Consider the following 11,740-nt stretch of genomic DNA (forward strand, 5'->3'; position numbering starts at 1 on the left):
CTCAGAATATCTCCAGATCGCGGTCGACCATCACCGTGACGCGGGCCCCTTGGTCGACATAGATGACGGGGCCGATGGAGAGGTAGTCGCCTATGACGCTGTCCGTGGCATCGGCCAGATCATCGCCCACGTCTTCGAGCACGTCCGCGGCGGTCTCATCCTGGACGTTTGCAGCAGCAGCGCTTGGCGCGGCGGAGATCAGCGATATCAACGCCGCTGAGCCGAAACGCTCATCGAAGCGCGTGTCGACAAAGCCGGTCACGCCGGAGCGGCCCAATTCGTCACCCCCGAAAGAGCTGATCTGGATCGTCTGGTTGTCGGGTAGCATGATCCGGTCCCAGGCGATGGTGACCCGGCGCTGCGCGATATCGACCCCCGAACGATAGCGCCCGATGAGACGGGCCCCGCGCGGGATAAGGAGGCGCGCGCCATCGACGCTGTAGACATCCTCGGACACCACGGCACGGGTCTGGCCGGGCAGGGAGCTGTCAAGGGCAGTTTCCATGACGGCCTGAATCATTGTGCCCTGGATGATGGTGTTGGACGGGTTGGCGATGACTTCTGCCTGCGTCACGGACGTGGGCAGTGCGCCGTTCAGCACGAAATCCGTCACGTCCCCGAAGGTGCGTTTGGTCAGTGCCGTCTCATTCGCACCGGATGCACCTCCAAAAGCGATCGTCGGCGAGGTGATGCGGCGCTCCTGGAATGCGCGTTCCTCAGCCGCGCGGCGTTCGAGTTCCGCCAGCCGCCGTGCTTCCTCCTCGCGGCGGAGCCGTTCTTCTTCCCGCGCGCGCAGTTCGTCTTCGGTTGGGCCGATGGGTGCGGGCAGGGGGCGGTTGGCCTCAAGCTGCGCGAGTTCGAGATCCATCCGGAGTTGCTCCAGTTCGCGGTCGCGCGCCGTAAGCTCATCGCGAAACTGCTGTTGCGCGGCTTCCGACGCAGCTTGCAGGGCGGCTATCTGCGCTGTCAGCGCATCAATGGCTTCAGCGGCTGCGGTATCTTCCTCTACTACCGGTTCGGGCGCGCTGCGCAATTCTTCGATCTGGGCCTGAAGGGCGGCGAGTTGCGCTAAAAGCTCGGCGTTCGGTTCCACCGGTTCAGGTGCGACCAGAACGACTTCGGGCTCCGGTGGAGGGAGGGTTTCGATGGCACCGAACCCGTCGCCTTCGTTCTGGAACACGTCTGGCGTGGCCGTAGGCAGAGCTTCTTCTTCCTCGGGTTGGGACAGGAGATAGAGCAATGCACCGCCGGCACCGATCACGAGGACGACGACCAGTGCGAGCAGCGGTGGGCGCCGTGGGGCAGGGGGCGAACCTGCGCCTTTGCCTTGCTCGAGAGCAGCGAGGCGTTTCTCGAGGTCCGCGTTTCCGGTGTCGCTCATGATCCGACCCCCGCCGTTGGTGTGGCCTCGATACAGACCACCTCCTCCCCAATCCGCAGCACCCATTGCCTGTTCACCCCGGAGACCCGGATCACGCCGTCCTCGGTCGCTTGCGTGTTGGCCGTCCGTTCTCGGCCATTGGCGTAGCGAAAGATTGCGGGCACCGGCGCGTTCCGCGGGAACTCGAAATACGTGAAGGTCCCATCATCCCAGACGCGCGTCGGGGTGAACTCGGTGCGCGCACTGGCACCGTAATTGTGGTTAGGGGCTTGGGCCGCGATGGCACGTGTGGGCCGTGCATTGTCTTCGGGGTAGCGGAACTGGACCACGTAGAAGGTCGGGCTGCGGGTCTCCTGGACGTTGAAGTAGTAGCTGCGGCGGTTGGTATAGACGGTCACGTTGGTATGGACACCGCGCGCGACGGGCTTGATCGCGAAGGCTTGCCCGCCCGGAACGCCGTCGATCTCGAAGCCCTCCGTGTCCCCTGCGATGATTGAGCGGATGCTTTCTCCCTCGCCAAACTCGATCGTGGTCACATGGGTGAGCGAGACGTTGAGGCGATAGACCTGACCTTCCTGATAGGTAGCCAAGCGCACGCGGCTGTCATTGGGGCCACCGCGCGGGATGGCTTCCGCGAAGGCAAGGACTGGCAGCAGGGAAAATAGGCCAGCAACTAAGAACTTACTGATCAAACTAGTTCTCCAATCTGTCGGAGCGGATGGAATATTCGAGCACGGTGAAGCCGAAGGGGTTGGTCCAGACCTCATCGATGGAGCGGCTGGTCTCGGGGCGGAACTCGAAGAGCAGCGTGGCGGTGAAGAGGCCGGTCTGGACGCCGTTGATGGATGTCAGGCGCTTGCGCAGGCGGACCGTGGCGCGATTGGTGCCGATCCGGTTGATGCTGAGGATCTCGACGTCGAGCCGGGCATTCGGGCCATAGACCGTCGGCGGGTAACTCTCGTTGGCGCTGTTCCAGATCTGGCGCAACCCACTTTCGGCCGCACCGTCCGAGCGACGCAGCACACTGCGGATGCGCAGATCATTGTCGAGTTGGTTGTAGACCTCGCGGTCAGTTACGTAGCGGAAGACTTCCGCCTCGATGATGGCCTGGTTGGCTGTGACCGAAGTTGCACCTACAGAGGCTTCGGGCAGGGCAAAGCCTGTCTCGGGATCGTAAGGAACAACCACGGGCGGCGGATCGACATCGAGGATTGCGACAGCCGCCGCGCTCAGGCATCCGAGGATGCCGAAGATGAGCCCGATGAGCCCAAGGCGCTGCCAGAGCCGTTCGCGGCGCAGCGCACCATAGACCAGCTCCTCTTCGATGATTTCCTGTTCACTCGCCACGCGTCAAACCCCTGAATCAGTCTGCGCGCAGGTCTGGCAGCGTAAAGTCCATGAAGCGCTGCTCCTCTGCGATGGTGGCGGCATCGATCACGCCGCCGGTGCCGTCACCCACGGTTTGCACCGCTTCAAGCTGCCACATGGCGACGAGCGCGATCGCCAGTTCCGCGGTCACTCGCGTGTTGAGATCGATGCTTTCCTTGAGTTCATCCATGTCATCGATCAGCCCGACGAGCCGGTCGACACGCTCCAGCGCTTGCCCTGCGTCTTCATAGCTGTTCTGGGCCGCCGCCGAGACGAGCGCGCCGGTCGTGGCTTGCGTCGCCACGCGATTGGCCCCGGGATTGCCGCTTGTGGCCATTTCCGAAAGCGTATCGTCGTCAAAGCCGAGATCGGCCAGGACCCGGTCCATCTGGGTTTCGATCTCGCCCGCGCCGGAGCCGGACAGGCCGGAGAAGTCACCCGTCTTGATGGCTTCGATGGTGGCGAGGATGTCCCCGAACTCCTGGTCGAGCAGGCCGTTCAGCTCGTCTTCCATTTCGGTGCGGATGATTTCCGGCAGCTCGGCAAGGCGCGTTAGGGCTTCGTAGGTGCGTTGCAATTCGCCAAGTTGTTCCGTGAGTGTCGCAAGCTGTTCGCGGAGCTGCGTCAGCTGCTCGTTTTGCAGGATCTCGTCTTCGATCATCTGCCGCAGCTGCTGGATGTTTTGTGCGATGTTCTGGGTATCGACGACGGGCACGCCTTGCGCCAGGGCAGGGGACAGGGTGCCGAGATGCAGGCCAATTCCAAGCGTCGTGGCCAAGGCCGTCCTCACGAGTAAATCTCTCATCGGTCTATCTCCCTGATCGTGAATTCCATGAACGCGCCCTCGGCCAAGCGGGCGCTGGCCTGGGCCAGCTCTTCGGCAGAAAGCACGCGGGTGCGCGCGGCCTGTAGCCGGATGCGGGCCGCGACGAGACGCACGAGTTCGGCGCGGGCATAGGTGTTGAGCGCGATGCTTTCCTGCACGTCTTCGGTTTCAGAGATCTGCTCGACGATGTCCGTAATACGCAGCGTGGCCTGCCGGATCGCGGCTGGCGCGTTGTTGCCATAATAGGCCGCGCCATGCCCGGTGATCGAGAGGTTGGCATTGGCCAGTAACGCGGGATCAATCGTGCCGAGCGCTTCGATCCCGCCGATGCGGCTTAGGTAGAGATTGTAGCGTTCGGGGATGACCTGGACATAGTGCTGGGTCTCGGCAAAGGGCGGCACGCCCCCATATTCAAACACGCGGCCGGGTCCGGCGTTGTAGGCCGCGAGCGCGTTGATGATATTGCCGTCGAAGGTGTTGAGCTGGGCCGCGAGATAGCGCGCGCCGCCATGCACCTGCAGGTAGGGGCTGTCATAGTATTCTGGGTTGATGCCGAGGTCACTGGCGGTGCCTGGCATGATCTGGGTAAGGCCAAAGGCGCCGACCGGCGACCGCGCGCCGATGGTGAACCGGCTTTCCTGCCATATAAGCGCTTGCAACAGTGCCCGCCATTGAACCGGCGAGAGGCCCGCGCGGCCAACTCCCGCAAAGCCGCTGGTCTCCTGGGCGACGCGAATGATGAGCTGCTCGATGTTTTCCGAGGCATCCCCGAACATCTGCGCGCCGCCGGGATTGGGATCGATCTCACCCGTGCCATAGACCGCCTCGACGGACCGCGCCGGATCGCCGCTGCCACTTTCCAGCCCGGAGACCATGGCCGGCAGGCCTTGACCGCCAAAACTTGTCTGGGCATCGAGGATGCGTTGCAGGGTTTCCAGCTGCTCCCGTTCGATCTCGGCAATGAGTTCGCGTACAGCAAGCTTGTCCGCTTGAATGGCGAGGTCGGCCTCGCGATCGCCTGTTTCGACGATATCGCGCGCGGTCAGCCCGCTGTCATTGGTCGGCACACCTTGGGACAAGGCGAGACCGGGCAGCAAGCAAAGCGCGAGGATATGGGGCAGCTTAGACCTCAACGTCACCATCCGATGCGCCGAGGGGCGTGAAGGTGCAATCTGGCGCGACGGGGGCCGTCGAGGCCATGAAAGTGAAGCAATTGGCCTGCGGTTCCTGGTACTGGGCGCAGGAGGCCAAAGCGCCGAGCGCGGCCAAGGCGAAAAGAACACGGATCATGAAAGCCTCCAGAAGTCGGGGCGGTCGCGGTAATCGGCGCCGACCAGCGCCTCACCTTTCTCCATGCCGCCGAGGATGGTGAGATTGGGCCCGAGGGCGCTCAGATCGGCATCGACCACGATGGAGCCCTGGTCGTCTCGGATGAGCGCAAGGCGGCTGTCGCTGCCGGTGTTGAGAAGCACGTCGAGTTCCTTCTCATAGAGGTTCAGCATCGCGTAATCGGCCGCATGGGCGCGGATGTTAGGAAGCAGAATCTGCGTCGGTACGGCCTCGACAATCGTCTTGCCGGTCCGGGTGCGCTCGAGCTGACTGGCGTATTGCGTCATCATCACCGCGACGGTGTTTTGCTTCCGCGCGGTCACCAGCCAGTTCGAGAGCCGCTCCGCGAAATAGGCGTTGTCCAGCGCCTTCCAGGCCTCGTCGATCACGATGATCGTTGGGCGGCGATCTTCGATCTCACGCTCGACCCGGCGGAAGAGATAAGAGAGAACGGCCATGCGTTCCTTCTCGGCCTCGCTGTCGAGTATGCCGGTGAGATCGAAGCCCACCACATCGCCTTTGAGCGAGAAGGTGTCTTCCAGAGTCTGTCCGAATATCCAGCCGTAACGGCCCTCTTCGGTCCATTCGAGCAGGCGCTGATGCAGATCGCCACCATCATCGGTGGAGACGAATAGCGATGCGAAATCCCGCCAGTTCCGCAAGCCGGGATTCGTCGCCTGCGCGTTCTGGCGCACGACCTCTTGGATGCGGTTGGTCTGGGCAGGCGTGAGCGGCTTGTCTGCGCGATAGAGCAGGGTGGCGAGCCAGTCCGAGAGCCATGCCGTGCCGCGCGCATCGGTCTCGGTCCAGAGCGGGTTGAGGCCTGTGGGTTGCCCCGCTTTCAGGGACGCATAGCGTCCGCCATTGGCGCGGACCGCCATCTCCATACCGAGACGGTAATCGAAGACGAAGATCCGCGCCCCTGCTCGACGGGCCTGGGTCATGAGGAATGCCGAGAGGACCGACTTGCCAGACCCAGGCCGTCCCATGATCAGCGTATGCCCGCTGGTGGGTTCTTTGTCGGGGCTGCCTTGCTCGTGATATGAAAACCGATAGGCGCTCTGCTCGGGTGTGGGCAGATAGGTGATGATCTTGCCCCAAGGGGTTTTCTGAGCAGGCTTGCCAAGCTGCGTCCGATGAAACGCCGCGAAATCCGCAAAGTTGCGATTGGTGATCGCGCTGGCGCGCACGCGCTTAGGCTGGTTGCCAGGATGCTGGCTGAGGTAGTGGGCCTTGGCCGCAACCCGCTCGCCGATCATCTTCACGCCCTCGGCGGCGGCGGCGTTCACGATTTCGGCGCTGAGTGTCTGTAGCTCGTCGAGCGTGTCGCAGAAGATCGTTGCGATCATGTGGTGTTCACCGAAGCTTTGTCGCTTGGCCTCAAGATCATCGGCGGCGATGTCGAGGGCTTCCATCAGCGAGAGCGCCGCGTCCTGGCTCGCCTGCATCTGGCGCTTTTGCCGCTTGATCCGACCCGCCATGAGGTTCGAATTGATCGGCGTGAAGGAATGCGTGACGATCATGTCGACAGGCAGGTTCAGCATGTCGAACATGGTGCAGGAGGTTGCCTCGGAATATTCCCCGATGGTGAAACTCTTCCCAAAGCGGTGTCCCACGACGCCTTCGGAGAGTTCGAAGTGATCGCCTTGAAACGTCACTCGCGTGTTGGCGACGTTGAAGGACAGGAAACCATAGGTATTGGCCGGATAAAGCGGCAGTTCCTGGCCAGTGTTGAGGGCCCCCAGAAAGCCGATCAACTCGCCGGACTTGGCCGAAAGCACACGCGGATTCAGCTCCGTCAGGCCTGACACGAACACGCTCACGGCCTCGCCCAATCGGCGAAGGCGTTTCTCAGTTGCCTCCTTCAGCCGATCCGGTGCGCTGCGGTTCAGGAACGGCAGGACGCTTTTCGGGGGCGGGCGATGGATGACCGTGAGCGTCAGCGTCTTGTCGCGCAGCCCGCTGGTCTCGAGTTTCTTGCGCCAGAGCCGGTCAACTTCTCCAGCAAAACTGTCCTCGCGCACGGGCTCGAGGTCCGGCGTGATCGCCTTCGAGACCTTGTGGACGTAGTAGCTGAACTCCGGCCCCAGCTGCGCGATGATCCGGGCAAAAAGCGCGGTCACCTTGTCGAGATAGGCATCATCCGTGGTGTAGCTGTTGACCCCGTCGAGCCGAATGCACTGGAAAAGCTCGTTGACCCGCGTCCGCACGGTCCGGTCATCGACCTGGCTGACGTACGGCAGCATATGCGCAAGGCGGGTCTCGCGTGCATACCATTCGGGCGTCATCGTGCGGGGATCGAGCGCAGCATCACAGGCTTCATCACGGAGCATAGCTGTCCCCGCCATGGATGGAGCGGTTCCGCGTTGGTGGGGTTTCCTGCAGTGCCGTCATCATCACGTCGATGAAGCGCGGGTCCCAGTCCGCGGCCTTCCAAAGCACGGGATAGAGCAGGGCGGCCACGCCCAGCACCGCGATGTGCTGGATCCAGACGAACAAGAGCACCGAGCCAAAGAGCCAGACCATCGCATACATGATGGGCAGGCCCAAAAGCTTGGGCGGGCGCACGAGACCCAGAAAGAGGGGCGAGCGCTCAGCCACCGGCAAAGACCGCGGCAACAATGGTGGGGGCGGCAGCAACACCGGCGATCCCGACGAGGACCCAGAGGGCCTGGCGCAGATCGATGATGTTGAAGAACCAGCTCAAGAAAACGCCCAGCACGGCAAGCGTCGCGATCACCACACCGAGCGGGCCGGTCAGCGCATCAACGATGCCCTGCAACAGGCTCTGGATCGGCGAGAGATCGATGCTTTGCGCAAGCGCAGGCTCTGCAACGAGCAGGAAGAGCGCGAGCGACGCAATAAACAGGTTAGATATGTGCTTCATGAATCTGATCCTTCCAATCGGGCCACGACGGCCATGACACGGGCCACGTGGTTTTGGGTTTCTCGGTAAGGGGGAATGCCGCCGTACTGGCGCACAGCGTCTGGCCCGGCGTTGTACGCTGCGAGGGCAAGATGCGGATCGCCGAACGTCTCCAGCATCATCGCAAGATAGCGGGCGGACCCGTCGAGGTTCTGCAGCGGATCACGCGGATCGACGCCGAGATCGCGCGCCGTCGCAGGCATCAATTGACCAAGGCCAATAGCACCTGCATTTGAAATCGCATCCTGCCGGTAGGCGCTCTCAACCTCGATATTGGCCCGAAAGAGAGCCAGCCAATCCGTCACGGAAAGCCCCGCGCGACGCAGGCCGGGATGGCCGGCATAGCGCAAGGCCGTGGTCTGAATCCCGGAGAGGACATCGGCGCGGGGCAGGGGAGTTGGGCGGGCAAGGGCCGCGACTTGGACGCCCTCTTGCTCGGCCTCTACCTCGCCGAAGATCGCGATCCCATCGGAGGCCGAACCCTGACCAATCCCGTCATTGTAGTTTCGGGCAAAGCTGCTTTGGGAGCGGGACGGGATCAGGGAGCCGTCGCTCTCCATGACCAGGACCATCTGTGCGGAGGCAGGTGCTGCGACCAGCCAGAGACAGACGAGGCTAGGTGTCAGCGCCCTTGTCTGATGGGACTTTGTCTGGCGGGGCGAATTTGTGCGTACGGCTTGTCCCCGCCTCAAGCGGCAGGTCGACATGCGCAAAGCCAAGGCCAATGAAGAATGACACCACGCCGGAGATCGTCTTGAACTCGCGGATCTTGATATCGTTGTAGGTCGTCCGCGTACGGGCGGTGACGAGGAGCTTTTCCACGCCATCATCAGAGACAACGCGCATGATCCAGACCCCGTAATAGCTGGGGCCTTTCTTGTGTGCCGACGCTTGGCACAGGATTTCTGCGCTATAGCCGCTTTCCACGAGTTCGCGGAACCTGGCTTCCGTAACCACATTTGGTGCTTCGATATCCCAGTTCATGGCCCGGCTCACGCTTTCTCCAATGGCGCGACCCCAGGCATTCCTACTTGAAGCCCAGAGTTACGATAGTATATTATCAACCGCAAGATGTAATATCGTGCTTTTGCTGTAGTTTGGTTACGCAAACACTAGTCACGGCCAGTGTCCGCGATCAAGGAGATAACAGGTTTGAGAAACCCAAGGTTGATATGCCTGCTCCCATTGCAAGCTATGGCCCTTCTGATCTGCGTTCCCGGGCCGGTTTTGGCGGAATCCTGCTTTGCGCCATCCCGTCCTTTCCTGCCAAGCGATTCGCAGGCCGCGCGGGACTATGCGGATATCATCCGCGGGGACTTCGAAGACTATATCCAGGATATCCAGAGCTACTTCCGTTGCCTCGACAGCGAACGCGCCCGCGCCTTCGAGGAAGCGCGCGAAGTCAGCGAGGACTATGGCCGGTTCCTGCAATTGGTAGGGGATTGATGGGCAACCTCGGGAGCATCAGACTTGCAGCCCATGGAAACCAGACGCCGATAACACCCTCATATATCTACTTTTTAGATAACAGATTTCATCCGCTAGCGACGTCACAAAAGGTATGTGACGCGTGGCAAAGACAATCAGAACAAATGGCCAGTTGGCGCTCGTCCGTGCGTTGGTTGATGCACGTCAGAATGCGGGTCTCAGCCAGCAGCAGTTGGCGGCGAAGCTCAAACGCCACCAGTCGTTTGTGGCACGTCTCGAAAGTGGCGAGCGTCGTATCGACGTCGTGGAGTTTACAGTTCTGGCGAGGGTCATTGGTTTTGACAAAGATGAAGTCCTGTCGATTGTCGAAGCCGCCACGGAGCCCGACCACAGGATTTGAAGCCAATGAATTGTTGAGAACGCGGGAACCCATTTTCTCGGTCTGATGATCATTCCCTCATCGAGGACCAGGTAGCCAAAATCAACGAAGTCCGGCGCGCGGTCGTAGTGAACGCTCTGCAACCTCACACCGCAGTTTGCAGCGCCACAGTGCAGGAAGTTAGTAAACAGTGAACGATGATAGGGGTGAGGGCGTCGCGATCGCCAATCTGATCGGGACCGATGGGTGCAGTGTTGTTGGTTGGGTTTATCGCTGGAGTACAGGCTCACATGCGGTGATGTGGGACGTCCAAGGGCCCCAGCCGGTATCGGAAACCCGGCCGGATATAAGTGACGAACAGAAGCAAGAAATCGACTTCGATGCGCTCACGCGGATTCGAAAAAGTGACAGTGGATAGGATTCTCACGCAGCCGCCAGTTCATATTGATGGAAAGGGTCTGCGAGCGTACCGGTCATTTGAGCTGATGGCAGCGAAGGTCTCGAAGGAGCCCAGAGTGAGCGATGCTGCGCGCTCCACCAATGTCAGTTTTGGTGGTGATCGGCGAAATTGTGTATTTTTGGAAGCACCGCCAAAAGCTCTACAAAGTGTTCGCGGTGCGCGGTATCACGGGAACCCCGCACGCATGTATGCGATGATTTTCCAGATTTCTTCTTCAGTCAGCGCTTCCCTGAAGGCTGGCATTTCTGTTCCGAAGCGCTGACCGCCCTCAGAAATTGCCCAGAGCAGATACTCGTCTCCCGACATCGGCATCTGAACAAACCATCTAAGGAGAGCCGGAGAAGGCACGAGAGACCGACCGGCCTCACCATCCCCGAGACCCTCGGCTCCATGACAACTTGCGCAGTTCGCTGTGTATAGCGTCTGGCCTTCCGCGATAACTTCAGGCGTCGCGCGAATAGTGCTCCGAGCGCCCCGATGAGCTGCGGGCACGCACTCGTTCATGTAAGTCCAATGTCGTTGCATGCGCTATTGCTGGCCCGGACCCATGTTGCCGTGTCCCCAGCCAGGCATGCGTTCAGACCACATGTGGTTCGGTCCCATTGGCCCGTGACCCCACCCAATCGCCTCGCTGCTGCTGTGCGAAGGCTACAGTAGCAGAGATCATACACACCGCAACCTTACCAAAATAGCGTGATTTATGCTGCTTCATAGTCTTCTCCTTATGGTTTCCGATCAATGAAATTGCCGTCAGGCTGCTTCGTAACTCGTGAACACTTCGGTGTTACCGTCGCGCCGGATCAGAAATACATCGTAGGCTTCACGCTGATCTTCTGGCCCCATTCCGTGTGATCCATAGGGCATGCCGGGAACGGCGAGACCGACTGCGTCTCGGCGTTCGTCCAGAAGGCGACGAATGTCTGCTGCGGGCACATGGCCCTCGATCATATAGCCTTCGATCTCGCCTGTGTGGCACGATATCATCTCTTGGGGGATGCCATTGTCCAACTTGTGTCGGACCAGCAGTGTTCCAAAGCTGCGCTCCTCGGTCACACGGAAGCCTTCAGCCCGAAGAATATCAGCCCAAACCCGGCAACAGCTGCAATTCGGGTCCTTAAGAACGTGGATCGACGGAGCTCCCTGCGCAATCGCGGCGAAGGGTGCAATGCTGGTAAGACCTACAGCGGCTATAATAATTTGACGGCGCGTTACATCAATATCAGTCGTCCTTTAGCTCTGTCCTAGTCTATTTCATCGCTTAGTGGCTGCTTATCTCCCGCGATAGTTGTCGCAGGCCTCAACGCCCCCTGCGACCACATCGAGAAGTGCGTCCACATCGCTCAACAGCGTTGCGATACGTGCGCTACTGATACGGTAGCGGATGAAGCGCCCATCTCGGTCGCTGTTAACTAGCCCGCACTCCAACAAGCATCGCAAGTGGTTGGATACGTTTGGTTGTGATAGTCCCGTACGCTCGACGAGTTCGTGAACAACCAGCGGCTCCCCGCACAGCGCGCCGAGAATAGACAAGCGGCTTGGGTCGGCAAAGCCGCGAAATAGTTTTGCGCGTTGTTCAATGGTACCGACCTTGCGGTCCACAACGATCTGCGTCATATCATTGCTCACTGATATATTATCCTTTG

The 11,740-nt window shown here is 60.7% G+C and carries 17 protein-coding genes; 3 read left to right on the forward strand and 14 right to left on the reverse strand.

The annotated features are described in order from the left end of the window. Position 1 precedes the first annotated feature (1 nt). From SHM7688_RS06260 to SHM7688_RS06305, 11 genes are read right to left on the reverse strand one after another with little or no spacing between them, the layout of a single operon-like run. Positions 2-1,381 (reverse strand): TraB/TrbI/VirB10 family type IV secretion system protein, encoded by a 1,380-nt coding sequence (locus SHM7688_RS06260; protein WP_035252585.1) that lies wholly within the window; start codon positions 1,379-1,381, stop codon positions 2-4. Then, positions 1,378-2,073 carry a TrbG/VirB9 family P-type conjugative transfer protein gene (locus tag SHM7688_RS06265; RefSeq protein ID WP_035252587.1) on the reverse strand — a complete coding sequence of 232 codons (696 nt, stop codon included), beginning with the start codon at positions 2,071-2,073 and terminating at the stop codon, positions 1,378-1,380. Before SHM7688_RS06265 ends, SHM7688_RS06260 begins: the two co-directional genes overlap by 4 nt. Before the next feature lies 1 nt (position 2,074). Then, positions 2,075-2,728: a VirB8 family type IV secretion system protein gene (locus SHM7688_RS06270; RefSeq protein ID WP_035252590.1), complete on the reverse strand. Its 654-nt coding sequence runs from the start codon at positions 2,726-2,728 to the stop codon at positions 2,075-2,077. 16 nt (positions 2,729-2,744) lie between these two features. Beyond that, on the reverse strand, positions 2,745-3,554 hold the full coding sequence (locus SHM7688_RS06275) for a type IV secretion system protein (protein ID WP_035252593.1): 810 nt from the start codon (positions 3,552-3,554) through the stop codon (positions 2,745-2,747). Continuing rightward, a complete protein-coding gene (locus SHM7688_RS06280; RefSeq protein WP_035252737.1) occupies positions 3,551-4,642 on the reverse strand; it encodes a lytic transglycosylase domain-containing protein in 1,092 nt (363 codons plus the stop codon). Before SHM7688_RS06280 ends, SHM7688_RS06275 begins: the two co-directional genes overlap by 4 nt. 55 nt (positions 4,643-4,697) lie before the next feature. Next, a complete protein-coding gene (locus SHM7688_RS19840) occupies positions 4,698-4,865 on the reverse strand; it encodes a hypothetical protein (RefSeq protein WP_165589904.1) in 168 nt (55 codons plus the stop codon). Next, entirely contained in the window at positions 4,862-7,237 is a 2,376-nt protein-coding gene (locus SHM7688_RS06285; protein ID WP_035252596.1) for a VirB4 family type IV secretion/conjugal transfer ATPase, read from the reverse strand. The genes SHM7688_RS19840 and SHM7688_RS06285 overlap by 4 nt, the downstream gene beginning before the upstream one ends. Continuing rightward, positions 7,227-7,505, reverse strand: coding sequence for a VirB3 family type IV secretion system protein (locus tag SHM7688_RS06290; protein WP_035252740.1), 279 nt, complete (start codon positions 7,503-7,505; stop codon positions 7,227-7,229). Before SHM7688_RS06290 ends, SHM7688_RS06285 begins: the two co-directional genes overlap by 11 nt. Continuing rightward, complete coding sequence (locus SHM7688_RS06295; protein ID WP_035252599.1) at positions 7,498-7,791, reverse strand: TrbC/VirB2 family protein; 294 nt, start codon at positions 7,789-7,791, stop codon at positions 7,498-7,500. The genes SHM7688_RS06290 and SHM7688_RS06295 overlap by 8 nt, the downstream gene beginning before the upstream one ends. Beyond that, positions 7,788-8,402, reverse strand: coding sequence for a lytic transglycosylase domain-containing protein (locus SHM7688_RS06300; protein WP_058239121.1), 615 nt, complete (start codon positions 8,400-8,402; stop codon positions 7,788-7,790). The genes SHM7688_RS06295 and SHM7688_RS06300 overlap by 4 nt, the downstream gene beginning before the upstream one ends. A gap of 43 nt (positions 8,403-8,445) precedes the next feature. Next, positions 8,446-8,814: a hypothetical protein gene (locus SHM7688_RS06305; protein ID WP_028284974.1), complete on the reverse strand. Its 369-nt coding sequence runs from the start codon at positions 8,812-8,814 to the stop codon at positions 8,446-8,448. Between the two features lie 210 nt (positions 8,815-9,024). Here SHM7688_RS06305 and SHM7688_RS06310 point away from each other — a divergent pair, with 210 nt between their 5' ends. The 3 genes from SHM7688_RS06310 to SHM7688_RS19845 all read left to right on the forward strand — a co-directional run bounded on the left by SHM7688_RS06310 (position 9,025) and on the right by SHM7688_RS19845 (position 10,359). Then, complete coding sequence (locus tag SHM7688_RS06310; protein WP_028284973.1) at positions 9,025-9,276, forward strand: hypothetical protein; 252 nt, start codon at positions 9,025-9,027, stop codon at positions 9,274-9,276. A 124-nt stretch (positions 9,277-9,400) separates the two neighbouring features. Continuing rightward, positions 9,401-9,658, forward strand: a complete 258-nt coding sequence (locus tag SHM7688_RS06315) for a helix-turn-helix domain-containing protein (protein WP_028284972.1) — start codon at positions 9,401-9,403, stop codon at positions 9,656-9,658. A 494-nt stretch (positions 9,659-10,152) separates the two neighbouring features. Then, complete coding sequence (locus SHM7688_RS19845; RefSeq protein WP_162797850.1) at positions 10,153-10,359, forward strand: hypothetical protein; 207 nt, start codon at positions 10,153-10,155, stop codon at positions 10,357-10,359. Here SHM7688_RS19845 and SHM7688_RS20220 read toward each other — a convergent pair. The 3 genes from SHM7688_RS20220 to SHM7688_RS06330 all read right to left on the reverse strand — a co-directional run bounded on the left by SHM7688_RS20220 (position 10,263) and on the right by SHM7688_RS06330 (position 11,711). Further along, positions 10,263-10,622 (reverse strand): c-type cytochrome, encoded by a 360-nt coding sequence (locus SHM7688_RS20220; RefSeq protein WP_074637348.1) that lies wholly within the window; start codon positions 10,620-10,622, stop codon positions 10,263-10,265. The two genes, SHM7688_RS19845 and SHM7688_RS20220, sit on opposite strands and share 97 nt — an antisense overlap. A 225-nt stretch (positions 10,623-10,847) precedes the next feature. Further along, positions 10,848-11,315 carry a DUF411 domain-containing protein gene (locus SHM7688_RS06325; protein ID WP_074637346.1) on the reverse strand — a complete coding sequence of 156 codons (468 nt, stop codon included), beginning with the start codon at positions 11,313-11,315 and terminating at the stop codon, positions 10,848-10,850. 51 nt (positions 11,316-11,366) lie between these two features. Beyond that, positions 11,367-11,711: an ArsR/SmtB family transcription factor gene (locus SHM7688_RS06330; protein WP_046212131.1), complete on the reverse strand. Its 345-nt coding sequence runs from the start codon at positions 11,709-11,711 to the stop codon at positions 11,367-11,369. Between the last annotated feature and the right edge of the window lie 29 nt (positions 11,712-11,740).

It is taken from the genome of Shimia marina (genome assembly GCF_001458175.1).
GTDB lineage: Bacteria > Pseudomonadota > Alphaproteobacteria > Rhodobacterales > Rhodobacteraceae > Shimia > Shimia marina.